The sequence below is a fragment of the Micromonospora sp. NPDC048842 genome (assembly GCF_040649935.1).
GTDB classification, from domain to species: Bacteria; Actinomycetota; Actinomycetes; order Mycobacteriales; family Micromonosporaceae; genus Micromonospora; species Micromonospora hortensis.
In genome coordinates this window covers 222,442-248,685 of sequence record NZ_JBEZGK010000005.1, presented here as the reverse complement: position 1 = coordinate 248,685, position 26,244 = coordinate 222,442, and the positions used below count along the sequence as shown (strand labels likewise).

Sequence of the window (26,244 nt, the reverse complement as noted above, 5' to 3'; positions counted from 1 at the left end):
GCGCAGGGGTGATCTGATCGCGCTCTCAGAGAATCTTTCATCTTTCGATGGTTGGGGGCCCCATGCCCAGGTTCCGGCGTACCGCGCTCGCCGCGGGACTAACGATCGCCATGGCCGCGTTGTCGACCGCCGTGGCGCTGCCCGCACCCGCGTCCGCCGCGTTGCCCACCGCCGCGGTGGCGCTCGGCGACAGCTTCATCAGTGGCGAGGGCGCCGGGGCGTACACCCCTGTCGTCGACGTCAACGGAGTCAGCCAGGGCTTCCCCGGTTGGACCGCGGCGAACAACAACGCGTTCTTCTGCCACCGCTCGGCGAACGCCTCGCTCAACCAGGCCAACCTGCCGGGCATCCAGAACCGATTCAATCTGGCCTGCTCCGGTGGTCAGCCACACGACATCGCCAACGCCTCCCAGGCGCGGACCAACGGTCGTACCGTCGCCTCGCAGCTCAGCCAGCTGCGCGCCGTCGCGCAGACCCAGGACATCGACCTGGTGCTGATCGGGCTCGGCTCCAACAACAGCTCGTTCACCTTCGGCAGCGTCGCGGAGAAGTGCGCCAACCGGTTCATCGCCGACGCGTGGACCGGCTGGTGGGAGTTCTGGGCGTACCTGAACGGGCCGGTGGAGCAGAAGCCGTGCAGCGACGCCGACCTGGCCACCGCCGCGCAGCTCAGCGCGGCGACCGCGGAGACCACAGCGGCCGTACGCCAGATCCTGACCACCCTCGACCAGGTGGATGCCGACGGGCAGCACCGGGTGGTGTTCCAGGACTACACCAACCCGCTGCCGCTGGACCTGAACCAGCAGTTCCACGAGGAGGACAGCCGGGACGACACCCGGGACAAGTTCCGTGACCTGGGTGCCGAGCGGTACGCGGCCGGTTGCCCGATCCACCGGGCCAGCCTGGCGCCGGGGCACCGCTTCTCCCAGGGTCTGGGCAGCATCGTGAAGTCCACCCGGGACACTCTGGCCGCCGAGTTCCCCGCCGACGACCTGGTGTACCTGAGCGTGCAGCAGGCCTTCAACGGCGCCCGGCTCTGCGAGCAGACCAGCAGCCCGAGCGGCGCGCTGGCCACTCCGATCCGGCTTCAGGACGGCGCGACCGGCACCTTCGTCACCAGCCTCGCCGGCAAGGACAAGATCGCCATCCAGCGCATCGCCAACACCTGCGTCACCTACTTCCAGACCTGCCAGGAGTCGTGGCACCCGAACGCCACCGGGCACCAGGTGCTCGGCCAGTGCCTGAGCGGCGCGGCCTCCACCAGCGCCCGTGCGGTGGCCTGCGTGCGGGCCAGCAACGGGGCGATCTCGGTTTCCTGACCGCAGCGTCCTTCGGAGGGCTCCGCCATTCGGCGGGGCCCTCCGTCGCGTCCGTCGAGCGCGCGGCACGTCTGCCCAGCGTTGTCGTGGACCCCGCGGCCTACTGCTACCCGTCGGTAACGTCAGGCCGTAGGCTGGGCCGGTGAACGGGGACCCGGAGTACGCGCAGGAGTTCGTCGACGTCGACGGTGGCCGGTTGGGTGTGCAGGTCTATCCGGAGCCGGCCGGGGTGTCGGGCGCGCCGGTGGTCGTGATCTGGCCCGCGATGGGGGTCCGGGCCCGCTACTACCGGCCCTTCGCCGCCGCGCTGCGCGCTGCCGGGCTGGCAGTGGTCGTGGCGGATCTGCGCGGCACCGGGGCGAGCACGCCCGCGCCGAGTCGGGCGGACCGGCACGGTTACGCCGAACTGGCCGGCGACGTCGGCGCCGTCCTGGCCGCCCTCAAGCCACGTCTGGACGGCCGAACCCGACTGCTCCTCGGGCACTCGCTCGGCGGGCAGGCAGCGCTGCTGCACCTCGCCGTGCACGGCAGCGGCGAGGTGGACGGGTTGGCGCTGGTGGCGGTCGGCATCCCGTACTGGCGGAGCTACCCGGGCCGGCGCGGCCTCGGCGTACTGCCCTACACCCAGGGGATCGCCGCCACGGCGGCCCTGCTCGGGGTCTGGCCGGGCTGGGGCTTCGGCGGTCGGCAGGCACGCGGCGTGATCCGCGACTGGGCCCACACCGCGCGGACCGGCCGGTTCCCCCGGCTCGACGGTACTGACACCGAGGCCGCCGTCCGCGCGGTGCGGACCCCGGTGCTGGCCGTCAGTGTGGACGACGACCAGTTCACCCCGCACGAGACCATGGACCACCTCTGCGCGAAGCTCGCCGACGCGCCGGTGACCCGGGAGCGGTACACAGTGGCGCAGGCCGGTACGACGGTGGACCACTTCACCTGGGTCCGCGCCAGTGCTCCGCTGGCGCGGCGGATCGCCGGGTTCGTCGGCGACCTGCCGCCCCGCTGAGCCGTACCGGCCGGTCGGCTCACTCGTCCTGGTCCAGCGGCACCAGCTCACCGTCGCGTTCCACCTGGATCTCGGCGTGCTCCTTGCGGGGTGCGACCTCCGCGGTGTTCCGGTGTGGGTCGTTGTCGGGGTGCATGAGCACCGCGTCTGTTTTGGGGGTCTTCTCCCGGCTCTCGTCCGGCTGCGACATCGCGTTCCCCTCTCGTCGGCGTCGCTCGGGATCTACCCGCCACCGGGCGAACGACTCCTGCTCGGGGCAGGTCGACCCGCCGACGCCACGGATGTCCGGTAACGGCTCGCCACGGCAGGGATCGGCCCGCCCGGGGCGGGGTTAGCCGCCCGACCGGCGGGTAAGCCGCACCGCCCGACACGGCGGAAGGGGATCACATGTCCGAACGGCATACCGCACTGCGCTCGATGCACGATCTGGGCCTGGCGGCCTGGTTTGGCGGCTCCCTCATGGGTGCCTTCGGCGTCAACGGCGCAGCTGCGAAAATCAGCGACTCGACCCAGCGGCTCCCGGTCGCCTCGGCCGGATGGTCCAAGTGGACACCGGTCAACGCGGCCGCGATCGGCGCCCACCTGGCCGGCGCCGTCGGCGAGCTGGTGACCGAGAGTCCACGGGTGGCGGCCCAGTCCGGCGTGGGCCGGGCCAGCGCCATCAAGACCGCGTTGACAATCGGCGCGCTGGCGGTCACCGGCTACAGCCGATTGATCGGTATGCGGCTGGAGAAGGCGGGCGGTCCGTCGGTGAGCGGTGCCACCGAGCCGAACCACCAGACTCCGGCCAGCGTGGCCTCGTCGCAGCGGCAGATGAAGCTGCTCCAGTGGGCCATTCCGGCGCTGACCGGGACCCTGGTCGTGGTCACCGCGTACATGGGTGAGCAGCAGAAGCCCGGGCAGGTGTTCCGGGGAATGCTCAGCCGGGGCGGTGGAGCGAAGAGCATGATCAAGATGGCGGGAATGAGCAACGGCAAGCGGCCGATGGCGATGGCCGGACGCTGAACGTCGGGCCGACCGGCGTCCCGCCGCCACCTCGACGGCGGGGCGCTGGCCGGCCTGTGCGCGCACCGGAGCGATGACGGGTCGCGCGCGGCGGCGTGCCGGCGACATGTCGTGCGCCGCGCCGGGGCGGGCGGTCCCGCAACCGAGGACGGCACATCGTCCGCCGTGGCGGCGGACCGACGAGCGGGGTGGCCATGACGGCGCACAAGGGACGCAGCGGTGACAACGACCGGCTGGAGCCGGAGGCGACCAAGCCGTGGGGCACCAGCGACGGCTTCGACGCCGACGCGCCCTGGGGCACTGACGACGACTCACCGATGGACGAGGGCAGCGAGGAGACAGCGGTGCCCGAGGGACGGCGCGGAGAGCGACGCGCTGGTGCCCCTGCGGGCCGGTCGGACCCGGCGGGACGACACGGCTTCGGCTCGGTCGAGCCGACCCGTACGACGATGGCCGGACCGGGTGCCCCACCCGATCCCGCCCCCAGCGGCCGGAGCTTCCCCGACGACGCGGACATCGGCGAGTCGACCCAGGACGCCCTGCGCAGCCGGGGGCGGCGGTCCTGAGCGGACCGGCGTCGGGCCGGGCGGCCCGTGCGGCGATCAGCCGGTCGCCGGGACGGCCTGCTCGACGACCATCGTCTCGGCGAGCAGTTGCGCCAGCCGGGTGGCGTCGTGCTGGGCCTGCCCGGCGCAGCAGTTGTTGAACAGCACGTGCAGCTCGTCGGAGACATCGGCGAACTCGGCCAGCCGTCCGGCCCAGTGCCGCAGCTCGGCCTCGGCGTACGCGTAGCGGAACTTCTCCTGCTTGTCGCCCTCGCCCCAGGCGTCGCTGTGACCGTGGAACCGGACGATCGCCGGCTCCGCCGTCATGGTCAGGATCGGCGGCACCGACGACGGGTGCCCCTGTGGCATGTCGACGCAGACCACTGACAGGTCGTGGGTGCGTAGCAGGTCCAGAGTGTCCGCCGCGGCGTCGTCGTCCAACCAGGAGCCGTGCCGCAACTCCACACCGACCCGCCACGGCCGGCAGCGCTGCGCCAGTTCGATGATCCGGCGTTCGGCGGCGGGGCTGCGCACCAGCCACGGCGGGAACTGCAACATCACCACACCGAGCTTGCCGGCCGCCGCGATCGGGTCGAGGGCCGCGCGGAACCGGGCCCACAGCTCGTCGTACGCCGGCTCCGGCAGGTCTCGGCGGCGGATCCGGCTCGGGCCGCTGGCCGGTCGCAGGTCCCGGGGTAGCACGGCCACCGGTGTCGGGTGACCGGTGAAGAGGCTGAACGCCTTGACGTCGAAGGTGAAGTCGTCAGGTGTGGCGTCCACCCAGCCCTGTGTCGTCTCCGGCACCGGGATGGCGTAGTAGGACGTGTCCACCTCGACCATCGGGAACCGGCTGGCGTAGAAGCCCAGTCGACGGGCCGGCGTGCTGGCCGAGCGGGGGTACCACCCGGAGCGCAGCAGGGACTGGTCCGCCCAGGACGACGTGCCCACCTTAATCACACCCATGTCATTCAGTGGACCGCCGCCGGCGCGGATCGGCAACCGCTGGGGGGTCTTCGGTCGAGGAGGTGTCGTACCCGGAAAGTGTCGGTGCCTCGCCCTACGGTGGCACCGGTGGACATCAACGAAGGGTGGCGGCATGACCAGCACTGAGCAGCTCACCGGTGAACGCGCCGACCTCCTGCAGACACTCCGCAGGCACCGCGGTTTCCTCTTGCAGACGGTCGACGGGCTCACCGACGAGCAGGCGGCGAGCCGCCCCACAGTAAGCGGGCTCTGCCTCGGCGGCCTCATCAAGCACGTGTCCGGCGTCGAGCACCGGTGGATGCTCTTCGCCGTCGGTGGCGCGGAGGCGATGGGCCGTGAGGAGATCGACTGGGTTGGTCAGTTCCAGATGTTGCCGGGCGAGACCCTCGCGGGGCTGGTCGAGCGCTTCCAGGAGGTGGCCGCCCAGACCGACGAGTTGGCAGCCTCCCTTGACCTGGACGCGGCGCACCCGCTGCCTCAGGCGCCGTGGTTCGAGCCGGGGGCGAGTTGGACGGTCCGCCGGGTGCTGCTGCACCTGATCGCCGAGACGGCCCAGCACGCCGGGCACGCCGACATCCTGCGGGAGTCGATCGACGGCGCCAGGACCATGGGCTGACTTCGACGCCGACCGTCGCCGGGCCGAGGGCTGCCGCGCCGCCTCAACGCAGACGCTGCCGACGTTCGGTGGTCCGGTCTCTCGCGTAGGCGTCGGAGTGACCCCAACGGCCCGGGATGTCCAGCAGCTCCAGCCGACCGAACCCTTCCGGCACGGCCGGGTTGACCAAAAGGTTGTCGCCGGTGGGTCGCAGGCCCAGCATGGTGCCGAGCAGCATCAGCAACGCCCCCGACGCCCACGCCTGCGGGCGACAGCTCGTCGTCAACTGGACGGGGTAGGTCGTCAGGTCGCGCGCGTAGCCGGCGATCACTCCCGGCACCGCGCCACCGAGCGTCTGCGCCATGTCGAAGATGCCGTCCGCGATCCGGGCCGCCTGCGCGTCGAGGCGGTAGCGGCGCAACCCGGCGGCGATCAGCGCGTTGTCCGACGGCCACACCGCGCCCAGGTGTGTGCCCACCGGGTTGTACGTGCGCTGCCCCGTGGCGAACGTGCGTACTCCCCACCCACTGAACAGTCGCGGCCCGACCAGGTGCTCGGCGACAGCCTCCGCTCGGTCGTCAGCGACGATCCCACTCCAGAGCAGATGCCCGATGTTGGAGGCCAGCGCATCGACCGGTTCGCCGTACGGGTCGAGCGCCAACGCGTAGTACTCCCGGTGTGGCAGCCAGAAGTCCCGGTTGAAGCGCTCCTTCAGCGCTGCCGCCTCCCGTTCCAACCGGTCGGCGTACTCGGGGTCCCCCCAGAACTCCCGGGCCAGCCGGGCGCCACGCCGCTTCGCGTCGTACGCGTAGCCCTGCAACTCGCAGGTGGCGCGGGGGAAGGCGGGTTGTCGACCGTGGGCATCGACGATGGCGTCCGGGGAGTCCTTCCAGCACTGGTTGATGGTGCCGTCGCGCTCGTTTCGACTCTGGTAGCGCAGGTAGCCGTCCCCGGTCAGGTCGCCGTACTCGTCGATCCAGTCCAGCGCCATCCGGGCCGGGTGGCGCAGCGCGCGGACAAGTTCCGCGTCACCGGACCAGCGCTCGTACTCGTCGAGCAGCACGACGAACAGCGGTGTGGTGTCCGCCGCGCCGTAGTACAGCGCGCTAGCCCGGTCGCTGAACGCCCCTGTCTCGCCGTACCGGAGCTGGGCCAGGATCTTGCCGGGCTCCTCGTCCAGCGCGTCGTCGAGTTGGCCGCCCTGCATGAGCGCCAGCATCCGTAGCGTCGCGGGAGCCAGTTCGGGGGTGAAGGCCATCGTCTGGAGGCAGGTGATGAGGGCGTCCCGCCCACACAACCCCATCGACCACGGCAGACCACCGATCGGCACCCGCTCGCGGTACGACAGCGGCCTGTAGCGCAGCGCCGCCAGGTCGGCGAGACTGCCCTGGTAGAGCTCCTCCAGGCCCTTGCGTTCGGCCACCAGCTGCGGTGCCCGGTCCAGCCAGTCCACCAGGTCCTCGCGCATCCCCGTCCGCACGGTCTGCTGGTGCGACTCGATGTCGGCGCGGATATCCCGGCCGTCCTCGCCGCCCATTGTCACGCTGACGTGCAGGTCGGTCTCCCACTTGCCGTCGGGTGCGATCCGGATCCGGAACGTCATTCCCCGCTCGTCCACGTCGGCGGGGACGGTGCTGCGCACCGTGGTCTCACGGACGAAGCGGTCCCGCTGGTAGCGCAGCACGAGCCGCTGCCTCGCCGGGTCGGCGCTGACCTCGACGGCCCGCCGCCGGAGCTGCCCGACCTCGATGATGTCGGTGAAGTCGCTGGCCATCTCCACCCGGACGGTGAACTCGGCGGGCTCCGACGAGTGGTTGAGCACTGTGATGTTCTCGTGGAGGCAGTCGTGCACCGAGCGGTGCCTGATGATCGACACGTCGGCGTCGACGTAGTGACTCGCCGCACCGGGGACCAGGAAGAACCGGGTTTCGAAGTAGGTGAGGTCGTCGCGGGAGAGCGCGTTGATCCGTTCGCCGTCGATCCTGAGCACCCAGTGCGACAGAAACCGGGTGTCGTAGGCGAAGAGCCCGAGCGGAACCTGCGGATCGGCCTCGATGTCGCCCTGAGCGTCGCTGATCGCGAACAGGTTGCCGGCGATGACGTGCACCTGTTCCTGCTTCACGACCGCTCGTTCCGAGCTGTCGTCGCGGCCCGGCCAACCAACGCGGCACGACCCAGCTCGTGCGGATGACGGGCGCCGTCCGGTCCGGAGAAGATCCGCCGCAGCAGCATCAGCAGTTGCATGTTGCCCTGCACCGTCAGCTCGTTGCGCAACAGGCCCGCGCCCGGGTGCAGCTCACCACGGGCCATCCGGTCGAAGACCGCCCGGTCAGCTCGCACCACCAGCTCGGCGTCGTCGGCCGAGCGGGTCACCCGGACTCGTTGGTCGGCGATGGTCAGGTACCAGTGATCGGTGCTGCCGTCGTCGCGGACGTCCAGCCGCAGCGTCCCGGCTGTGGTCTCCGGCAGGTCGGGCCGCCGACCGGTGTCCAGCTGTCCCAGGTACTGCTCGGCCGTCGCGCCCATCGGGTCCCCTCCCCACGGTTTCCCGCAGGATCACCCGCGTCGGGGTGAGCCCGGCTCACCTGAAGAGGGTGAGGGGCGCGTCAGCCGGCCTCGATCAGGCCGCGCACGTAGGCGGCCTGGCCCACGTGTTGCAGGTCGTCGTCGACGATGCTGACCAACCGGACGCCGAGGGTGACCGGCGGGTCCCACGCCTCGTCGACCACACGGTCCAGGTCCGCCGGGCCCAGACCGGCCAGGAAGCTTCCGGTACGCGCCGCGACCGCCTGGTAATAGTCGATCAACGCCTGCGCGCTCTCCGGCCGCACGGCGGCGACCTGAGCGGGCGAGTGCCCGTAGCCGGTGTTGTCGGGGTCGGCGGCGAGCCCGAACCGACCCGCCCAGTCGCCGCTCACCCAGATCTGCTCGGCGTCGAGCAGGTCGGCGACGTGGTGGTCCTGCACCCGGGTGAGGTGCCAGACCAGCCAGCCGACCGAGTTGGCGCCCGGCCCGGGCTGGCGGCGCAGTTGCTCGGGGCTGAGGCCGTCCACGGCCGCGCGGACGAGGTCGGGCAGCCTGTCGTACGCCTCGGTCAGCAGGTCACTCACGTCCACGGGTACGCCTTTCTGGTCGGTTTTCCAACAGGTACCGCCGCACCAGGGCACGCAAACCTCGGCCGCTACGGTGATCGAATGGTCGCCGCGGTGGAGTTGTACCTGGACCCCGACGCCACCCGCCGGATCGGGGTTCTCTGGGACGCGCTGGAGGCCGAGGGGGTGCAGAGCATGCGCTCGCTGCTGGAGCAGCGCCACCGTCCGCACGTCTCGCTCATGGTGGCGCCCCGTTTCGATCCGGAGCAGGTCGCCGAGGCGCTACAGGGGACGGTGGTGGCCGCCCCGCTGCGGCTCGACTTCCAGCACGCCGGTCAGTTCGTCGGTCGGGTGCTCTGGCTCGGCCCGGCGCCCACCCCGGAGTTGCTGGCGCACCACCGGCTGGTGCACGACCGGCTCGCCGGCGCCGGCATCGCCCTCGCCGCGCACTACCAGCCGGGGCGGTGGGTGCCGCACTGCACGCTGTCCATGCGCGTGCCGAACACGCTGATGGCCGCCGCGGTGCGCCGCTGTCTGGAGGTGTTGCCGCTGGCCGCGACAGTGGTCGGCGCGGCGCTCACCGACCACGCGCGTGGCATCGCCCACCCGCTGCCTTGACCACGCCTCGACCGTCAAGGCGTAATGTCCGGTTTGGCGGGCGACAGTCGGAAACCCGAAAACAAGCGGTGCGGATGCGGCCGGGCGTGGGAAGGTTCGAGTGGCTGTCGTACCGGTGGTGGGCTGCTCACAGGCGGTCCGCCCGGCCGGTGTGGCGCGAGGTCACCCCGCGCCACCCACGGCGGCTTCGACGAGGAGAGGCAGGGCCCATGCAGGCTCAGCGCAGGCCACCGCGCACGGAGCGGAGCCAGACCCGGGACGACCGGACCGGCGGCGGAATGACCGGAGCGGCCACACCACTGACGATCTGGGCGGCCGCCGTACTGCTCGGCCGGATCAGTGCCGGCGACGACGACGTCGAGGACGAACGGCACATCCTGCGCGGCATCGAGTGATCCCGGCCGCACGGCTCAGAGCCAGCCGCGCCGCTTGAAGATCACGTAGAGGGTGCCGCAGACCAGCAGCATCAACAGCAGCGCGAAGAGGTAGCCGAAGCGCCAGTTCAGCTCCGGCATGTGGACGAAGTTCATGCCGTACACGGTGCCGATGAGCGTGGGAGCGAAGAGGATCGCCGCCCAGGAGGAGACCTTCTTCAGCTCCTCGTTCTGGCTGTAGCTGGCCGCGGTGAGGCTGCGCATCTCCTCGTTCTGCTGCTGCGAGACGAGGGTGGCGTTGACGGTGAGGATGTTCTGCAACAGGTGCCGGAAACCGTCCACCCGCTCCACCACCTGGGTCAGGTGGTCGGTCACGTCGCGCAGGTAGCGGCGTAGCTCCTCGTCGGCGCTGGCACTGCCGGCGCCGTCGGCCAGCGCGTCGAGCACGCTGAGCAGCGGGCGGGCGGCCCGCTGGAACTGGATGACCTCGCGGCTGAGCCCGTAGATGCGGCGGCTGGCGTTCGGGTCGCCACCGAACACCTGGGTCTCGATCTCGTCGATGTCGTTCTCCAGCCCGGCCACCACCGGCGCGTACCCGTCGACGACCTGGTCGAGGATCGCGTACAGGACCGCCTCCGGCCCCCGGGCGAGCATCTGCGCCTCGGTCTCCAGCCGCCGCCGCACCGCGGCCAGGTCGGGCGCCTCACCGTGTCGGACGGTGACCACGAAGCCCGGGCCGATGAACAGGTGCAGTTCGGAGAACTCGACCTCCTCCCGGAGGTCGTCGTAGCGGGCGGCGCGCAGCACCACGAACAGGGTGTGCCCGTACCTCTCCAGCTTGGGCCGCTGGTGGGCGTTGATCGCGTCCTCGACCGCCAGGTCGTGCAGCCGAAACTCGCGGGCCAGCGAGGTGATCTGCTCGATGTCGGGTCGGTACAACCCGATCCAGGCCATCGCGCCGTCCTGCTCCTGGAGGCAGCGGTACGTCTCGGCGAGGCCGGACGGCGAGGCGAACCGGTGCCCCCTGATGTAGACGGCGCTGTCCACTACGCCAGCGGCGGGTGGATGGGGCGACTCCGTCGATGGCGGCACGCCGACCCTGGTCTCGTACTCGTCCAGTTGGCGACCGAACCCATCACCTGAGCGGGAGCGCCGGCCACCGACCATGCCCTGTCCCTCCCCCGGTGACGTCCGGTGCGGCGTGACTCCGCCAACCCGGGGGCGCTGCTTCCCCCCTGTATCTGACCCGAAACCCGTGCTGACGCCGGGCGAGTTCCGGGCACCGGCGGACGGGCACGCCCCGGCGGGCGGATACTCACGGTGACCATGGGCGGGATGACGGGGGACGCGCCGATGGAGGTCAACAGGCGCGCCGGTCGGTTGCGGGGGTGGCTGCTCGACGCCGACTCGGACCAGGCCGCGCAGCACCCGGGACCAGGCGGACGTCCGCCGGAGCACCGGCACCACCCGTGGTGGAAGGTGATGTGCCTGACCGGGGTCGACTACTTCTCCACGCTGGGTTACCAGCCGGGCATCGCGGCGCTGGCCGCCGGGGCGCTCTCACCGGTGGCGACCCTGGTGCTGGTGCTGGTGACCCTGCTGGGGGCGCTGCCGGTCTACCGACGGGTGGCGGTGGAGAGCCCGCACGGTGAGGGTTCCATCGCGATGCTGGTACGCCTGCTGAGCTACTGGCCGGGCAAGTTGCTGGTGCTGGTGCTGCTCGGTTTCGCGGCCACCGACTTCATCATCACCATCACCCTCTCGGCCGCCGACGCGACGGCGCACATCGACGAGAACCCGTTCTGGCCGAGCGGGCTCAAGGATCACGAGGTGCTGGTCACGCTGCTGCTGGTGTCGCTGCTGGGCGCGGTGTTCCTCAAGGGATTCACCGAGGCCATCGGGATCGCCGTCGTCCTGGTCGCTGTCTATCTGACGCTGAACGCCGTGGTGGTGGCCGACGCGCTCTGGCGGGTGGCGACGCATTCGAGCGCGGTCGGCGACTGGGCCACGATGCTGACCACCGGGCACGGCGATCCGTGGTTGGTGGTCGGGCTGTCGCTGTTGGTCTTTCCGAAGCTGGCGTTGGGTCTGTCCGGCTTCGAGACCGGGGTGGCTGTCATGCCGAGCGTACGGGGTGACCCGCAGGACTCGGAGGCACGACCGCTGGGCCGGATCCGTGGCGCCCGCCGGCTGCTCACCACAGCAGCCGTGATCATGAGCGTCTTCCTGATCACCAGCAGCGTGACGACCACAGTGCTCATTCCGCCGGAGGCCTTCCAGCCGGGCGGGCCGGCGAACGGGCGCGCGCTGGCCTACCTGGCGCACGCCCACCTCGGCGAGGTGTTCGGCACCATCTACGACCTGTCCACCATCGGAATCCTCTGGTTCGCCGGGGCGTCGGCGATGGCTGGCCTGCTCAACCTCGTACCGCGCTACCTGCCCCGCTACGGCATGGCGCCTACCTGGGCGCGAGCCGTCCGGCCGCTGGTGCTGGTCTTCACCGCGGTGGCGTTCCTGATCACGATCGTCTTCGAGGCCAGCGTGGACGCGCAGGGCGGCGCGTACGCCACAGGGGTCCTGGTGTTGATCACCTCGGCCGCGACGGCGGTGACGCTCGCGGCGCTGCGGCAGCGTCAGCGCGGCCGGACCATCGCGTTCGGGGTCATCGCGGTGATCTTCGTCTACACCACTGTCGCGAACGTGGTGGAGCGTCCGAGCGGCGTCAAGATCGCGGCCTGTTTCATCGGCGGGATCATCCTGGTGTCGGTGCTGTCCCGGCTGATGCGGGCCTACGAGCTGCGCGTCGACCACGTCGAGCTGGACCACGCCGCGGCCCGCATGATCGACGAACGCGCCGGACGACGGATTCGCCTCATCGCGCACGAACCCGACCGGCGCGACGAGACGGAGTACCGCGCCAAGCTGGCGCAGACCATGGCGGACAACGACTTTCCCGACGACAGCGACGTCATCTTCGTCGAGGTCACTGTCACCGACCCGTCCGACTTCGAGACCGAGTTGCTGATCCGCGGCAGTGTGGTCGACGGCCGCTTCCCGGTGCTCAGCCTGGCCAGCTCGTCGGTGCCCACCGCGCTCGCCGCCCTGTTGCTGGAGATCCGCGACCGCAGCCGTCGGCGCCCCCACATCTACTTCGAGTGGTCCGAGGGCGGCCCCACCCGCAACTTCCTGCGCTACCTGGCATTCGGACAGGGCGCCATCGCCTCGGTGACCCGGGAGATCCTGCGCCGCCAGGAGCCCGACCCGCACCGTCGACCGCACGTGCACGCCGGCTGACCTGCGAGCCGGCGGACCGTCGCGCGGCGTGAGCGTGGTCATAACGACTGGACGATCCACAGGTTCGTGCTGCTAGCCTCGGCGCAGGTCATGAGTGCCAGCGCGAAGCCCCGGCTCGCTGGCCGGCAACCCTCCTCCGCGGTGGGGTGCCCCGGGTGAAGACCAGGCACCGGCAGGACGTCGGTGCAAGCGTGGCCTGGCACCCAGGTCAGCACAGACCCGGGAGAACCATGCGCATCCTCAGCACCACACCACCGACCGACGTCGCGGACTCCCGCACCGGTCGACCCTCGCCCGCACTGATCCGGCGACGGCACGTGGACATGATGCGAATGTGCAGCGCCGCCTGTCGCGGCACCGCGCTCTAGCACCCCCTTCCCCAGCTCTTTCCCACCGGTACGCCCATCGGGCGCGCCGTCGGTGGCGCACGTCCGTGCGCGCCGAGACACCACCCTTCGGAGACACCAGTGCGATTCCTTCCTGCCCTGACCCGCGCCGCCGCCCTGGGCGCCGCCACGATCCTTGCCGCCACCGCCCTCACCGCCTGCGGCGACGACAGCTCGTCCGACGCCACCGCCAACCCGTACGGCCTGGCCCAGGCGGGTGTGCTGCGCGCCGGAACGCTGACCGACGCCCCGCCGAACGTGTACCTCAAGGACGGCAAGTTCACAGGCTTCGACAACGACCTGCTGACCGCCGTGGCCGGCAAGCTCGGCCTCACCGTCGAGTTCGTCGGCACCGACTTCTCCGCGCTGCTCAGCCAGGTCAACAACCGCAAGTTCGACGTGGGCAGCTCCTCGATCACCATCACCGAGGCCCGCAAGAAGACTGTCGACTTCGGCGACGGCTACGACTTCGGCTACTTCGGCCTGGACGTCCCGGCCGGCTCGCCGATCACCGGCTTCGACCAGCTCGCCGGCAAGCGGGTAGTGGTGGTGCAGGGCACCGTCCAGGACGACTACGCCAGCGGCAAGCAGCTCAACCCGGTGCGGGTGCCGGACTACAACGGCGCGATCAACCAGCTCAAGGCGGGCACCGCCGACGCCTGGATCGCCCCGGCGGAGATCGGCGAGAAGTCGGCCACCGACAGCAACGGCAAGATCACCGTAGCGGCCAAGGAGCTCAGCCCGGCACCGACCGCGTACGCCGTGGCCAAGGGGAACGACAAGCTGCGCGAGGCGCTCAACAAGGGCCTCGACGAGGTCGTCGCCGATGGCACCTGGAGCCGGTTGCAGGCGCAGTACTACCCGGGCCGGCCGATCCCGGCGGACTTCACGCCGGGCAGCGGCACTGTGCAGGCCCCGTCCGCGTCGGCTGCGCCGTCGGCGTCCGCGTCGACCGCGTCCTGAGCCGGTGACGAGCGAGCGGGGCGGTAGGAGGAGCGACCGATGGATCCGTTGAGCACCCTGTGGGAGACCTTCTTCGACTGGGACGCGATGCGCGAGGCACTGCCCGAGATGCTGACCGTCGGGTTGCCCAACACGCTGATCCTGGCGGTCTCCGCCGCCCTGCTCGGCTCGGTACTGGGCCTGCTGCTGGCCGTCGCCGGGATCTCCCGCAGCCGCTGGCTGCGCTGGCCGGCGCGGGTCTACACCGACGTGTTCCGAGGACTGCCGGCCGCGGCGACGATCCTGCTGATCGGCGTCGGGCTGGCCCCGCTGGGCATGCAGGTCTGGGGGCCGGACCCCTACCCGTTGGGCATCCTGGCGCTGTCGCTCATCGCCGCCGCGTACATCGGGGAGATCTTCCGCTCGGGCATCCAGTCGGTGGAGGCCGCCCAGTTGGAGGGCTCGCGGGCGCTCGGCTTCTCCTGGGCAGACTCGATGCGGCTGGTGATCATTCCGCAGGGCATCAGGCGGGTGCTGCCAGCCTGGGTGAACCAGCTCATCGCGCTGATCAAGGACTCCAGCCTGGTCTACTTCCTCGGCCTGGTGGCCAGCCAGCGGGAGCTGTTCCGGATCGGGCAGGACTACGCGGCCACCACCGGCAACGAGTCGGCGCTGCTGCTGGCGGGGCTCTGCTACCTGGCGTTGACAGTCCCGCTGACGCACGTCGTCAACTGGATCGACAGGCGGCTGCGCAACGGTCGGCCGGCCACCGCGTCGACCGAAGAGGACGACGACATCGCGTCGTACGCAGCGACGGAAGGAGATCGGCGATGACCACCGCCACGACGACATCGGTCAGCCTCGACGTACGCGACGTGCACCTCGCCTTCGGACCGAACCGAGTGCTGCGCGGCGTCGACCTCTCGGTGCCCCGGGGCGCGACGGCCTGCGTCATCGGGCCGTCCGGGTCGGGTAAGTCCACCCTCCTGCGCACCATCAACCGGCTGATCGAACCGGACCGGGGCGACGTGCTGCTGGACGGGCGCAGCGTGCTGGGCGACGACCCGGACGCGTTGCGGCAGCGGGTGGGCATGGTGTTCCAACAGTTCAACCTCTTTCCGCACATGAGCGTGCTGCGCAACGTCACGCTGGCCCTGCGCCGGCTGCGCAAGCTCGGTGCGGACGAGGCGGAGACCGTCGCCCGGGCCCAGTTGGAGCTGGTGGGGCTGGCCGGCAAGGCGAACTCCCGGCCGGCGCAGCTCTCCGGTGGTCAACAGCAGCGGGTGGCGATCGCCCGCGCGCTGGCGCTGCGGCCCGAGGTGATGCTCTTCGACGAGGCCACCTCGGCGCTCGACCCGGAGTTGGTCAAGGGCGTCCTCGCGGTGATGGCCGACCTGTCCGCCGCCGGCATGACCATGGTGGTGGTGACCCACGAGATGGGCTTCGCCCGGCAGGTCGCCGACACCGTCGCCTTCATGGACCGGGGCGTGGTGCTGGAGGCCGGCCCACCCGAGGCGATCTTCGAGCGGGCCGAGCATCCGCGGCTTCGCCGGTTCCTCGACCAGGTGCTCTGAGCCCTCGATCACTCGTTGGGTCCGCGCCCCAGCAGCCGGATCTCCTCGTTGTCCAACGCGGCCTGGAGTTCCTGGAGCACCAGGTCGTCGATCTCCCGGTTGTCGCGCAGTCGGGTGACCTCGCGCCGCTTGTGGGCGAGGACGCCGAGGCGCAGTCGGCGCTCCAGCCGGCGCTCCTCGGCGGTGTTTCCGCCGCTCTCGTTGAGGTCCTCCAGATGCCGCCGGTACTCGGCCTCCAGCCGGCGCACCGAGTCATCCCGGGCACCGACCTCCGCGGCGACCTGCGGTAGGGCGGCCAGGCCCACCTCGGTGGCCCGCCGCCGGGCGTTGCGGGCCTCGTCGACGCGTTCCGGGTCGCCGCTCAACCCGGCCCAGCGCACCACCAACGGCAGGGTGGTGCCCTGAAGCAGCATGATCAGCACGATCACCAGCGCGGTGACGAAGATGATCAGATCGCGTTCGACCACCGGTCGGCCGTCGACCATCACCGTCGGCACGGCCAGGGCGGCGGCCAACGAGACCGCGCCCCGGAAACCGGACCAGCCCGCGACGGTCCCCACCCGCCAGGCTGAGGGACCTCGGCCGTCGTCGTCCACCATCCGGCGGCGTCGCAGCCGCGCCGACTGCGCGGTGAGGTAGATGAAGAGCAGCCGGGTGCCGATCACAACCACTGTGACCACCAGCACGATCAGCAGCGCCCGCTCGGGCGAGGTGCTGGTGATGCCCCGGACCGCGCGGGGAATCTGCGTACCGAGCAGGACGAACAACCCGCCGTTGATCAGGAAGGTGGACAGGTCCCAGAACGCGTACGCCAGCACCCGGGACCGGGCGCGGATCACCCGTGGGCCGGCGTAGGCCAGCACCAGGCCGGCGACCACCACCGCCAGCACACCACTGGCGTGCACGGATTCGGCGAGTAGGAAGGCGCCGAACGGGGTCAGCACGCTGAGCGCGCCCTCGCGCAGCGGATCGTCGAGCCGTTTGCGGATCAGCACCACTGCGGCCCCCACCAGCAGACCCGCGACCACGCCGCCGACGCTGGCGCCGACGAACTCCTCGCCGATGCCCAGCACGCCAGGCTTGTCGCTGTGGCTGAGCAGACCCACTGCCACCGCGAAGACCACCAGCGCCGTGCCGTCGTTGATCAGGCTCTCCGCGTGCAGGGTGGTGAGCAGCTTCCGGGGCAGCCGCTTGGCCAGGCCGGTGACCGCTGCGGCGTCGGTCGGCGCGAGGACCGCGCCGAGCACCCAGGCGGCTGCGGGGTTCACCCCGAACGCCTGCGCGGCGAACGACACGGTGACCATGGTGAGCACCACCAGCACCACGGCGAGCAGCCCGATCACCGGCAGATTGGCCCGGATCTCCCGCAGGCTGATGGTGAGGCTCTCCCGGTACAGGATCGCCGGCAGGAAGATCAGAAGGACCAGGTCGGGTTCCAGGGTTACCTCGGACAGCGGCGGCGTGAGCCCGAGCAGTACGCCCAACGCGATGAGCAGGACCGGCGGGGCGACCCGGTACCGGCCGCCGAGGGTGGTGCCGACGAGGACGGTGAGGCCGAGCGCCACGATCAGGATGAGCGCCTCCACGCGTACACCCCCTCGGACCATGGCCGACGGCGGACGCGCCGGTGGTTCCATCTGACCGCACCCGCCGGTGCGTTCCGGCCCAAACCGGCAAGTCGCCAGGTAAGCAGGGGGGCTCAGGTTGGGTCGCCGTCGCGGAAACGTGCGGTGAGCACCCGGGCGGTACGGCGGTGCTCGGCGGCTTCCTCGTCGCGGCCCAGAGCAGCGGCCAGATCCGCGAGGTGCCCGGCTACCGGGCCGACGGTGACCACACCGCTGCCGGCGGCCAGTTCGGTGACGGCCGGGCGGAGCGCGGCGGCGACGCGTTCCATGGTCGGCCGGTCGTCGATGGCCAGCGCCGCCCGAGCGGTGAGGCACAGCCGCACCTCCCGCAGCAGGTCGTGCGGCCCGTCCGGCAGGGCCCGCAGTGCCGCTCGGGTGGCACTGCGGTCGCCGGCGGCGGCGAGCAGCAGGGGCTGCACCCAGGGCTCGTACGGGCCCCAGTCCAGCCGTGCCCAGCCCTCGTCGTCCGGCCCGGGAATCGGCCGCCCCTCGGCGACCAGGTGGGCGTCGCCTACTAGTGCGGCGTCGGCCAGGCGCAGGCCGAGCAGGGCGAGCGGCAGCAACCCCTGGGCCAGTCCCGGCATACCGTCGGCGGGTAGTCGTTCGGCGGCAGCGCGGTACGCCCGCGCCGCAGCGTCCGAGTCGCCGTCGAATGCCAGGCGCAGTGCGGCGTACCACCGGGTGAAGACGCCGACCAACGGCAGCTCGTACCGTTCGGCCAGGCGGTCGGCGGCACGCGCGTGCGCGTCGGCGGCGGGTCGGTCGGCCAGCGCACAGTTGGCCTGGACCAGAACGAGGTGGCCGAGCACCTCGAAGGTCACCAGGTGGTGCCGGGCGGCAAGCTCGACCAGTTCGAGGCCGATCCGGGCCCGCGTGTCGGCCAGACCGACGCGGTGGAAGGTGTGCATGAAGCGGGCGTTGAGCGCGAAGGCCACCAGCCCGGGATCGCCGATGTCGCGGGCGATCGTCTCGGCCTCGGCGGCGGCGCGGCGGCCACGATCGGTGGTGGTGCCGCGTAGCTCCAGCGCGAGGGTGCTCAGCAGCCGGCTGCGTTGCGCCGAGCCGGTCGGGCCGAGCGCGGTCAGGGCGTGTTCGGCGGCTCGGACGATGTGCCCGGAGAGCAGGTCGTCGTCGTTGCGCGTCCAACTGGCGGGCACGTCGAAGCCAGCCAGCGCCTGCTGCATCAGCAGGGGGTCGCCGGTGGTCTCGGCGACGGTGATCGCCTCGGCACGCCGTAGCCGCGCCTCGGCCAGCCGGCCCGTCACGGCCAGCGCCCGCCCCAGGCCGAGCAGCGCTGTCACCCGCCCACGCGGCTCGACACCGCCGGCCCTGTCGTACGCCTCGATCGCCTGGCCCCACAGGCGGGCGGCCTCGTGCGGGTTGCCGCCCCGTTCGGCCCGCTCGGCCGCCACCCGGGCGTACGTCGATGCCTCGGCGGCGTACACCGGCCCGCCGGCGCGCAGCAGGTGGTACGCGAGGGCCGCCGGCTCGACGGGTTCCCGCTGTCGCAACACCTCGGCGACGGCCGCGTGCCAGGCGGCGCGGCGCGGCGCGGACAGGTCGGCGTAGAGCGTGTCGCGGACCAGGATGTGGGTGAAGCGCAGCCGCCCGTCGGGCTCCCGTTCGGTGAGGAACCCGGCTGCCAGGGCGCCGTCCACGGCGTCCAGCGCTGTCGTCGGGTCACCGGCCAACACGCCCAGCACGTCCGGGTCGAGGTCCCGGCCGAACACTGCCGCCTGCCGCAGCACGGTACGGGTGGCGGCGGGTAGCTGCGCCAACCGGTGCCGGATCACGTCGCGTACCCCGGGCGGCACGGCGGCCAACCCCGCCTGCCCCGTGCTCTCGTAGAGCTGGGCCAGTTCGCGGACGAAGAACGGGTTACCGCCGCTGCGCTGGTGGATCGACCGGGCGGTGGCCGGGTCCAGTTCCGCCCCGACGATGGTGCCGGCCAGCTCGCCGGTCGCCGACGCGGGCAGGCCGGCAAGATACTCCCGGACCGGCTCCAGCCCTGCGGCGCGGGCCAGGGTGGCGGTCAGCTCCGGGCTGATCTCGGTGGCCCGGTAGCTGCCGAGGATCAGCACCGGCCCGCTGGCCGGCTGCGGGCCGGTGAGCAGTGCGGTCAGCAGGTCCAGGGTGTCGCCGTCGGCGCGGTGCAGGTCGTCGAGGACCAGCAGGACCGGCTTCCGGTCGGCGACCGCCGAGATCAGCGAGGCCACCGCGCGGTGTCGACGGAACCGCACTGTGGCGGGGTCAGCCGAGCCGTCAGCCGGGTCGGCGGCGGGGGCGGTTGGGGCGGCGACGGCGGGGGCGGGCCCGGCGAGCGCGTCGGTGATCTGGGTCCACGGCCACGCCGGTGGCGCGCCCTCGTACTCCGGGCTGCGCCCCCATGCCGTGGTCCAGCCCTCGGCCGCGAGCCATCGGGCCAGGGCCTCGGCCAGTGCCGTCTTGCCGGCGCCCGGGTCGCCGCTGAGCAGTACGAGCGTGGGCTGGCGGCGGCGGGACGCGGCCTCGGCGGCGCGCAGCAGCCGCTCCAACTCCGCGTCGCGGCCGACGAAGGGGCGCTGCTCGGCCTGGACGGGTCGAACGGGCTCCCCGAGCCCGGGGGTGGCGGCCCGGTCGAGGGCCGGGGCGAGGTGCGGCGCCTGGGCCAGGATGTCGGCTTCCAGTCGTCGCAGCTCGGGCCCCGGGTCCACGCCCAGCTCGGTGACCAGGACGTGGCGGGCCTCCCGCAGCGCGGCCAGCGCGTCGCCCTGCCGGCCGGCGCGGTACCGGGCCGTCGCGAGCAGCCGCCAGGCGTCCTCGCGCAGCGGATGGCTGGCCAGGTGTGCCGGTAGGTCCGCGGCGGCCTCGTCCGGTCGGCCCACCGCCAGGAGCGCCTCAGCCCGCCGCTCGACGGCGAGCATCCGCAGCTCGTCCAGCCTGTTGATCTCCGCGACCGCCCAGGACTCGTTGGCGCAGTCGGCGTACGCGGGCCCGCGCCAGAGCCCGAGCGCCGACTCGAGCGCGGCCAGGGCCGGCGCGGGACGCCCGGCCGCCAGCAGCCGGGCCGCCTCGCCGACGGCCGCCTCGAACTGTCCGGCGTCCACAGCGTCCGGGGCGGCCTTCAGCGCGTACCCGGGCGGCTCGGTGACCAGGATCCGGGGTGCCTGGCGGGGTGGCCGGTCGGGTTCCAGGGCCCGGCGCAGGTCGGCCACGAAGGTCCGGATCGCGCCGACCGCGCCGTCCGGTGCGACCTCCCACAGGTCGTCGACGAGACGATCCACCGGCACCACCCGACCGTGGGCGATCAACAGCCGGCCCAGCACCAGGCGCTGCCGGTGTCCCCGCAGCGGGAGCGGGCCGCGCTCGGTAGCGGCGGTCACCGGCCCGAGTACGCCGAAGGTCACCGCGACGGGCGCCGTCAGCTGCCTGGTCATGGCACCAATCTAGGCCCGTGGCCTGGCCGGCACTGATCCGACGCTGACCGGCTGCTGATCACCGCCGGGCAGGCTCGGTGAGGTACGACGGCGACGGGCCGCTGCCCCCGCCGGCACTGCTCACCAGGAAGGTTCCCCGTGGACCCGAAGATCAACGGATTCGACTACCGACGCGTCACCGTCGCCGACGGGGTGACGCTCAATGCCGCCGTGGGCGGTTCCGGACCGGCGATCGTGCTGTTGCACGGCTTTCCGCAGACCCACCTCATGTGGCGGCACGTCGCCGCCGATCTGTCCGCCGACCACACTGTCATCTGCCCCGACCTGCGCGGCTACGGCGACAGTGACAAGCCCCTCGACACCGACGGCACCGGGTACGCCAAGCGCACAATGGCCGCCGACATCGTGGCGCTGGCCGGCGCGCTCGGTCACGAACGGTTCGCGTTGGCCGGGCACGACCGGGGCGCCCTGGTCGCGTTCCGCGCCGGCCTCGACCATCCGGCGGCGATCAGTCACTTGGCCCTGCTCGACGTGCTACCCACACTGGACATGTGGGACGTGTTGCACGGCGCCAGCGCCGCTGTGGCGTTTCACCTCTATCTGATGGCGCAGCCACCCGGCCTGCCCGAAGAGCTGATCGCGGGCAGCCCGGACGCCTTCTTCGGTCACTTCCTGGACGTCTGGACCCGTGATCCGGGCGCCCTGTCGGCGGAGGTGCGGGCCGCGTACCTGCGCGCGTCCCGCGACGCCGTTCCCTCGATCGTCGCCGACTACCGGGCGTCCGCCGGGATCGACGTGACCCACGACGCCGCCGACCGGGCGGCCGGCAACCGGCTGCGGATGCCGGTGACGGTGCTCCAGCAGGACTGGGGTGCGGCGCTGGGCTACGACGCGGCGGCGGTGTGGCGGGCGTGGGTACCCGACCTGGACCACCAGACGGTCACCTGCGGACACTTCATGGCGGAGGAGGCCCCGGCGGAGGTGCTCCGGGCGCTGCGCGCCCTGCTCGCCCGTTGATCGATTGGCGACCCGGCCGCCGCCGTCACCCTGGGCAAGATATCCGACACTCATCGTCACCAGGTGGTCGTGCGGCCGGGTCGCCGCGCTGCACCCGTCCCACAGCCCCAAACCAGCCAGCAACGGACTCTGACCTGCGGGAATGCGACGTTACAGCAGGTGGACGCCAACCGGCCATCGGTGATACACAGGCAGATACCGGCAGCCAACGACGTCGAGTCCGCTCCATCTTCTCGCCCAACGACCGTCCACAGGCAACGCACCACTGGCCTCCGCCGCACGGACCGCAGCTCGACAGTCGCGACCCACCGAACGGCACTGGTCCACCGGGCGCTGCCGGACGCCGGTCCTCGACCAAGGAGTTGCCGTGGGAAACCTACGAATCCGATCCCGCCACCAGCCGTACGAGATCGCTGTCCTGGCCGCCGCACCGCTCTGCGGCATTCTCATGATGGCCCTCAACGTCCGGCCGACGTCCGTACAGACGTCGATGCCGCATCCCATCCAGGTCGCCTGGGAGTTGGGTCTGATCGCGGTGGGCGTGGGTGGACTACTGGGCATCCTCTGGCCCGGCCGGCTCTCCACCGGGCTCGGCCTCGAACTCGCGTCGGTACTGGTGCTCGGCACGCTCACCGGCATGTACTCGGTAGCCCTGTTGGTCATGTCGGGTCGAAATTCCATCGTCGCCACGTCGTTCGTGATCGCGGTGACGGTCGGGTCGCTCTGGCGGGCCGCGCAGATCGCCATCGATCTGCGTCGCCTGGCCCGAGCGTGCGAATTTGTGACCTACGAACAGTTGCAGGCAGGTGTCACGTGATTACCGCACCCGCACCGGCTGCACCCCACTGGGTGCAGGTGGCGCTCAGCGTGCTCGGCATCCTCGGCGGAGGCACCGGCTTGGCCGCCATCGCCACCGTCGTGGTGCAGCGCGGCAAGTTCAAGGCCGATGCCGCCGACACGCTCACCGAGGCCGCCCTCACGCTCGTGCAGCCGTTGCAGACACGGATCACCCAGTTGGAGGGCGAGGCGTTCAGCGCCCGGTCCGAGCTGGGCATGCTCCGCGAGCAGGTCAACCAGTTGCAGTTCGTGGTCCGGGTGCTCACCCGGACGCTGGACCGCTGGCGCGCCGCGATCCGTGCCCCCGACGCCACGCTCCGCAAGGTCCGAGCGGCGGTGGCGGAGTCCGACCGGATTCCCGGGATGGACCGTTGACCGCAGTGGGGTCCCCGTACCGCCCGGCCCGCGGCCGGCAGGCTCAGCCAGCACCACGAAGACGTTCGGCCAGTTCGCGCACCGCCGCCCGGAACTCGGGGTCGGTCTCGCCCGGATGGTGCCCCCGTAGCGGCGGCGCGGACCGCTCCCCCGGCGCCGGCAGCAGGTTCGGTGGGTCCCGCAACCGCCTGTCGACCTGGCCCGCCGGATCGGTCGGGTCCGGGGGTGGATCGCCGGGGCGGTGTGCGGCGAAGATCCAGCCACCGACCGGGTCGGTGTCCCGCCAGAGGTTGAGCCACCGCCACTCGACCCGCTCCCCTATCTCACGTAGCACCTTCTCATTGAGGTAGGCCGGGAAGAGCCGGGCGTACAGGCGGTCCAGCGGTGACCCGTAGGTGAGCAGCGCGACCCGTTGACGTACGCGCGGGGGCAGCCGCAGCACCGCGAGAGCGAGCAGCGCGGAGCCGTGGCTGTGCCCGCAGAGCAACACACCGACGTGCCGTTCGGCCAGTTGGCTGATCCGGTCGGCCAGTTCCGGCACCGCGCGGTCGGCGTAGCTCGGTGGTGCGAACGGGTGCGCGGCCCGGGGCCAGAAGGTGCCCAGGTCCCACAGGATGCCGACGTGCCGGCGGAACCACGCGGTCCGGTAGGCGAACACGCCGCCGGCCACCAGCGTGAGCAGCAACGCGGCGAGGAGAAAACTGCCCCCGCTGAGCCCCATCTGGACGGCGCCGGCCGGCAGCCCGAGCAGTTGCCGGGTCAACTCCTCCGGTTCGCGCCCGGTACGCCCCACCAGACTCGTGGCCAGTCCGACCACCGCGAGCACCGCGTACGCGGCGGCCAGCAGGCCCAACCACTCGGTGAACCGAGCCCGGGCGATCGTCTTCGTGGCCAGCCGTAGCCGCCCGACCGCCTCCGGTGGCACGACCGGAAAGTCACGGGCGGTGATCGCCGCCGCCGCACGCCGCCGGCGCCGCCGCGACACGACCGTCAACGCGCCACACACCAGCACCGCCGCGACCACGTGCAGGAAGAACGCCAGCAGCGTCCAGCGGTACGGCGACGGTGGCCCACCGTCACCGCGGTAGCCACCGAGCAACTCCCCCGTCTGGTAGACGAGGCCGGCGGAGAGCGCGCCGGTCAGGCCGACCGCGATGGCGGCGAGGACCGCCGCGCCCAGGCCACCCGGCAGCGCGGACCGGCCGCCCACCCGACCGCGCTGCCACAGCACCACCGCGCTGAGCAGCACCAGCAACATCATCTGGCCGAACAGCGCCACAGCCGCGAGCCCGTCGTAGCCGGGAAGCCCGGTCGCCGACGACCAGTCGCGCCGGTCGCTCGCCACCGTGGCGAGGGTCACCACGCTCAGGACGGCCGCCACGACGCCCGCCGTGCGGGCGGTCCAGGTGGCAGTTCGCGCGGTAGCCGCCCGGTCGATCAGTCCCGGAGCGGCGAGCAGACCGACGCAGGTCAGCAACACCGCCGCGCTGAGCGCCAGCAGCAGGGTCGTGGAGAACGTCGCGCCGCTGGCACGACGGGCCGTGAGCAGCACGACATCGAGTGCGGCGAGGGCTGCGGCCACGTGGATCGCGCGCAGCCGGTGCACCAGGGGCTCCACGGCCCACAGTGGGTTGTCGGCCGGGCCGGACCGACGGGTGCCGAGCAGGCGCAGGAGCGCTATGGCGGCGATCGGCAGGAACGCCAGCACTGCCAGTCGCTGCCCGACGTGCCGGCCGTCGAGCCCGGCCATGGTGTCGAAGGGCGGGCGGCAGCGGGCCGCACCGAGACACTGCCAGGCGAGCAGGTCGAGGGCGACTCCGGCGATGGACACCACGTACAGCACTGTGAGGTTGAGTGCGAGGAGCCGACACAGCACGCTGACCGCGGCGGCGCGGCGGCGACCGGTCGGGCGCATCCACACGGCCACGTTGCTGAGCATGAACGGCAGGAGGAAAACCATGGCGAGGGTCCGGCCGACGGTGCCCGAGGGCAGGTCCCCCCAGCGGTACGCCTCCAGCGTCACCCCGTCCGGGCCGACCCCGTCCGACCCGGCGGACCGGTGGAAGCCTCCGCTGCCGTCGCCGGCGACCTGCCGGACCTGCGGCTGGTCGAGGATGACCGTCGGGTCCGCCCCGGACACACCGTGCACCCGCAACTCCACCACGTCGTCTCGTCGCGGTTGGTCGCCGGCCATCGCCATCCTTCAGGCGATCAGGCCGGACGCCACGGTCCAGAGCCGCTCGGCGTTGCCCGGATCGACCGCGTACGCGGCCACGCCGCTGTAGTCGGCGGGCCGCTCGGTGACGACCGGGGCCTCGGCGCAGTCCTCGAAGTAGCGACCGCCGACGCCGTCCAGCAGCGGGGACGCCGCGAGCAACACCGAGGTCGCGGCGCCCTGTTGCGGGGTCTTGTGCATCTCCTTGGGCGACTTGAGCCCACCGGTGTGCTTCTGCAGGCCGGTCGCGATGGCGCCCGGGTTCAGCGCGTTGGAGTAGATGCCCTCGCCGGCCCAGCGGCGGGTGGCTTCCACGGCGAGCAGGGCCTCGGCGCTCTTGGACTGCCCGTAGGCCAGCAACGGGTCGTACGGCCGGAACGCGAAGTGCAGGTCGTCGAAGATCACCGGGGAGAAGAGGTTGCCGCTGGAGCTGACCGACACCACCCGGGCGCCGCCGGCTGCGGCGAGGGCGTCGTGCAGGCCGACTGTCAACGCGAAGTGCCCCATGAAGTTGGTGGCGAACTGCATCTCCCAGCCCTCGGCGGTGCGCTCCAGCTCGGGCAGCGCCATGATCCCCGCGTTGTTGACAAGGATGTGCAGCGGCTGGTCCCAACCGGCGACGAACTGGCGTACCGACGTCTGGTCGGCCAGGTCCAGCGCACGGACGGTGACCCGCTCCGCGCCGATGCTGGCCGCGATGTCGGCGGCGGCCTGCTCGCCCGCCGCGACCCGGCGGACCCCGAGCACGACCTCGGCGCCGGCGGCGGCGAGCGAACGGGCCGTCTCGATGCCGATACCGGCGGCGCCGCCGGTGATGATGGCCCGCTTGCCGCTCAGGTCGACCCCGGCGATGACCTCGTCGGCGGTCGAGGCGAAACCGAAGGGGGTCGTGATGCGCTCTGTCATTGCTGTCCCGTCTCTCGATCACGCTTACTCCGACACTGTCACCCCGACGGCAGGCGCTAGCCGGTTCCCTGTTTTTCCTGGTAGTGGCAGGACCAGGCTGGGCGGTCGGTGGCGGCTCC

General features: G+C 71.9%; 24 protein-coding genes and 1 riboswitch. Of the genes, 14 read left to right on the top strand and 10 right to left on the bottom strand.

Going from position 1 to position 26,244, the window contains the following annotated elements:
- The first annotated feature begins 62 nt into the window (after nucleotides 1-62).
- Nucleotides 63-1,319, top strand: coding sequence for a hypothetical protein (locus tag AB0C19_RS09935; protein ID WP_357182207.1), 1,257 nt, complete (start codon nucleotides 63-65; stop codon nucleotides 1,317-1,319).
- 142 nt (nucleotides 1,320-1,461) lie between these two features.
- Nucleotides 1,462-2,325: an alpha/beta fold hydrolase gene (locus AB0C19_RS09930; protein ID WP_357182204.1), complete on the top strand. Its 864-nt coding sequence runs from the start codon at nucleotides 1,462-1,464 to the stop codon at nucleotides 2,323-2,325.
- Between the two features lie 19 nt (nucleotides 2,326-2,344).
- On the opposite strand, the gene AB0C19_RS09925 is transcribed toward AB0C19_RS09930, so the two are convergent.
- Complete coding sequence (locus AB0C19_RS09925; protein ID WP_158629581.1) at nucleotides 2,345-2,515, bottom strand: hypothetical protein; 171 nt, start codon at nucleotides 2,513-2,515, stop codon at nucleotides 2,345-2,347.
- Nucleotides 2,516-2,712: 197 nt separating this feature from the next.
- Between AB0C19_RS09925 and AB0C19_RS09920 the strand changes: the two genes are divergently transcribed.
- The gene (locus AB0C19_RS09920) at nucleotides 2,713-3,330 is read left to right on the top strand and encodes a hypothetical protein (RefSeq protein WP_357182200.1); all 618 of its coding nucleotides are present in this window, start codon (nucleotides 2,713-2,715) and stop codon (nucleotides 3,328-3,330) included.
- 194 nt (nucleotides 3,331-3,524) lie between these two features.
- Nucleotides 3,525-3,896 (top strand): hypothetical protein, encoded by a 372-nt coding sequence (locus AB0C19_RS09915; RefSeq protein WP_357182197.1) that lies wholly within the window; start codon nucleotides 3,525-3,527, stop codon nucleotides 3,894-3,896.
- Nucleotides 3,897-3,932: 36 nt separating this feature from the next.
- Here the strand turns inward: AB0C19_RS09915 and AB0C19_RS09910 are convergent, their stop codons facing one another.
- The gene (locus tag AB0C19_RS09910; protein WP_357182194.1) at nucleotides 3,933-4,838 is read right to left on the bottom strand and encodes a DUF72 domain-containing protein; all 906 of its coding nucleotides are present in this window, start codon (nucleotides 4,836-4,838) and stop codon (nucleotides 3,933-3,935) included.
- Between the two features lie 133 nt (nucleotides 4,839-4,971).
- Here AB0C19_RS09910 and AB0C19_RS09905 point away from each other — a divergent pair, with 133 nt between their 5' ends.
- Entirely contained in the window at nucleotides 4,972-5,475 is a 504-nt protein-coding gene (locus AB0C19_RS09905; RefSeq protein WP_357182192.1) for a DinB family protein, read from the top strand.
- Nucleotides 5,476-5,518: 43 nt separating this feature from the next.
- On the opposite strand, the gene AB0C19_RS09900 is transcribed toward AB0C19_RS09905, so the two are convergent.
- The 3 genes from AB0C19_RS09900 to AB0C19_RS09890 all read right to left on the bottom strand — a co-directional run bounded on the left by AB0C19_RS09900 (nucleotide 5,519) and on the right by AB0C19_RS09890 (nucleotide 8,570).
- Complete coding sequence (locus AB0C19_RS09900; protein ID WP_357182188.1) at nucleotides 5,519-7,576, bottom strand: glycogen debranching N-terminal domain-containing protein; 2,058 nt, start codon at nucleotides 7,574-7,576, stop codon at nucleotides 5,519-5,521.
- Nucleotides 7,573-7,980 carry an SCP2 sterol-binding domain-containing protein gene (locus tag AB0C19_RS09895; RefSeq protein WP_357182185.1) on the bottom strand — a complete coding sequence of 136 codons (408 nt, stop codon included), beginning with the start codon at nucleotides 7,978-7,980 and terminating at the stop codon, nucleotides 7,573-7,575. The genes AB0C19_RS09900 and AB0C19_RS09895 overlap by 4 nt, the downstream gene beginning before the upstream one ends.
- Before the next feature lie 80 nt (nucleotides 7,981-8,060).
- Nucleotides 8,061-8,570 (bottom strand): DUF664 domain-containing protein, encoded by a 510-nt coding sequence (locus AB0C19_RS09890; RefSeq protein ID WP_357182181.1) that lies wholly within the window; start codon nucleotides 8,568-8,570, stop codon nucleotides 8,061-8,063.
- A gap of 78 nt (nucleotides 8,571-8,648) precedes the next feature.
- On the opposite strand from AB0C19_RS09890, the gene AB0C19_RS09885 reads away from it, so the two are divergent.
- Both AB0C19_RS09885 and AB0C19_RS09880 read left to right on the top strand, forming a co-directional pair.
- Nucleotides 8,649-9,164, top strand: coding sequence for a 2'-5' RNA ligase family protein (locus AB0C19_RS09885; RefSeq protein WP_357182178.1), 516 nt, complete (start codon nucleotides 8,649-8,651; stop codon nucleotides 9,162-9,164).
- Between the two features lie 209 nt (nucleotides 9,165-9,373).
- Nucleotides 9,374-9,559: a hypothetical protein gene (locus tag AB0C19_RS09880; RefSeq protein ID WP_238677098.1), complete on the top strand. Its 186-nt coding sequence runs from the start codon at nucleotides 9,374-9,376 to the stop codon at nucleotides 9,557-9,559.
- A 15-nt stretch (nucleotides 9,560-9,574) separates the two neighbouring features.
- On the opposite strand, the gene corA is transcribed toward AB0C19_RS09880, so the two are convergent.
- Nucleotides 9,575-10,705, bottom strand: a complete 1,131-nt coding sequence (gene corA, locus AB0C19_RS09875) for a magnesium/cobalt transporter CorA (RefSeq protein WP_357182173.1) — start codon at nucleotides 10,703-10,705, stop codon at nucleotides 9,575-9,577.
- A gap of 168 nt (nucleotides 10,706-10,873) precedes the next feature.
- Here corA and AB0C19_RS09870 point away from each other — a divergent pair, with 168 nt between their 5' ends.
- From AB0C19_RS09870 to AB0C19_RS09855, 4 genes are all read left to right on the top strand, one after another.
- Nucleotides 10,874-12,832, top strand: a complete 1,959-nt coding sequence (locus AB0C19_RS09870) for an amino acid transporter (RefSeq protein WP_357182170.1) — start codon at nucleotides 10,874-10,876, stop codon at nucleotides 12,830-12,832.
- Nucleotides 12,833-12,918: 86 nt separating this feature from the next.
- A riboswitch (SAM riboswitch) is annotated at nucleotides 12,919-13,030 on the top strand.
- 269 nt (nucleotides 13,031-13,299) lie between these two features.
- The gene (locus AB0C19_RS09865) at nucleotides 13,300-14,181 is read left to right on the top strand and encodes an ABC transporter substrate-binding protein (protein ID WP_357182167.1); all 882 of its coding nucleotides are present in this window, start codon (nucleotides 13,300-13,302) and stop codon (nucleotides 14,179-14,181) included.
- Nucleotides 14,182-14,220: 39 nt separating this feature from the next.
- Nucleotides 14,221-14,994 (top strand): amino acid ABC transporter permease, encoded by a 774-nt coding sequence (locus AB0C19_RS09860; RefSeq protein ID WP_266303144.1) that lies wholly within the window; start codon nucleotides 14,221-14,223, stop codon nucleotides 14,992-14,994.
- Entirely contained in the window at nucleotides 14,991-15,734 is a 744-nt protein-coding gene (locus AB0C19_RS09855) for an amino acid ABC transporter ATP-binding protein (RefSeq protein ID WP_357182162.1), read from the top strand. Before AB0C19_RS09860 ends, AB0C19_RS09855 begins: the two co-directional genes overlap by 4 nt.
- 8 nt (nucleotides 15,735-15,742) lie before the next feature.
- On the opposite strand, the gene AB0C19_RS09850 is transcribed toward AB0C19_RS09855, so the two are convergent.
- Nucleotides 15,743-17,320, bottom strand: a complete 1,578-nt coding sequence (locus AB0C19_RS09850; RefSeq protein WP_357182159.1) for a Na+/H+ antiporter — start codon at nucleotides 17,318-17,320, stop codon at nucleotides 15,743-15,745.
- A gap of 113 nt (nucleotides 17,321-17,433) precedes the next feature.
- The gene (locus tag AB0C19_RS09845; protein ID WP_357182155.1) at nucleotides 17,434-20,775 is read right to left on the bottom strand and encodes a BTAD domain-containing putative transcriptional regulator; all 3,342 of its coding nucleotides are present in this window, start codon (nucleotides 20,773-20,775) and stop codon (nucleotides 17,434-17,436) included.
- A 138-nt stretch (nucleotides 20,776-20,913) separates the two neighbouring features.
- Here AB0C19_RS09845 and AB0C19_RS09840 point away from each other — a divergent pair, with 138 nt between their 5' ends.
- The 3 genes from AB0C19_RS09840 (at nucleotide 20,914) to AB0C19_RS09830 (ending at nucleotide 23,004) form a co-directional block, all read left to right on the top strand.
- Nucleotides 20,914-21,792 carry an alpha/beta hydrolase gene (locus AB0C19_RS09840; protein ID WP_357182152.1) on the top strand — a complete coding sequence of 293 codons (879 nt, stop codon included), beginning with the start codon at nucleotides 20,914-20,916 and terminating at the stop codon, nucleotides 21,790-21,792.
- Nucleotides 21,793-22,159: 367 nt separating this feature from the next.
- The gene (locus tag AB0C19_RS09835; RefSeq protein WP_266303147.1) at nucleotides 22,160-22,609 is read left to right on the top strand and encodes a hypothetical protein; all 450 of its coding nucleotides are present in this window, start codon (nucleotides 22,160-22,162) and stop codon (nucleotides 22,607-22,609) included.
- Entirely contained in the window at nucleotides 22,606-23,004 is a 399-nt protein-coding gene (locus AB0C19_RS09830; protein ID WP_357182148.1) for a hypothetical protein, read from the top strand. Before AB0C19_RS09835 ends, AB0C19_RS09830 begins: the two co-directional genes overlap by 4 nt.
- 43 nt (nucleotides 23,005-23,047) lie before the next feature.
- Here the strand turns inward: AB0C19_RS09830 and AB0C19_RS09825 are convergent, their stop codons facing one another.
- Both AB0C19_RS09825 and AB0C19_RS09820 read right to left on the bottom strand, forming a co-directional pair.
- Nucleotides 23,048-25,198 carry a hypothetical protein gene (locus tag AB0C19_RS09825; protein WP_357182145.1) on the bottom strand — a complete coding sequence of 717 codons (2,151 nt, stop codon included), beginning with the start codon at nucleotides 25,196-25,198 and terminating at the stop codon, nucleotides 23,048-23,050.
- Nucleotides 25,199-25,207: 9 nt separating this feature from the next.
- Nucleotides 25,208-26,125 (bottom strand): SDR family NAD(P)-dependent oxidoreductase, encoded by a 918-nt coding sequence (locus AB0C19_RS09820; protein ID WP_238686323.1) that lies wholly within the window; start codon nucleotides 26,123-26,125, stop codon nucleotides 25,208-25,210.
- Between the last annotated feature and the right edge of the window lie 119 nt (nucleotides 26,126-26,244).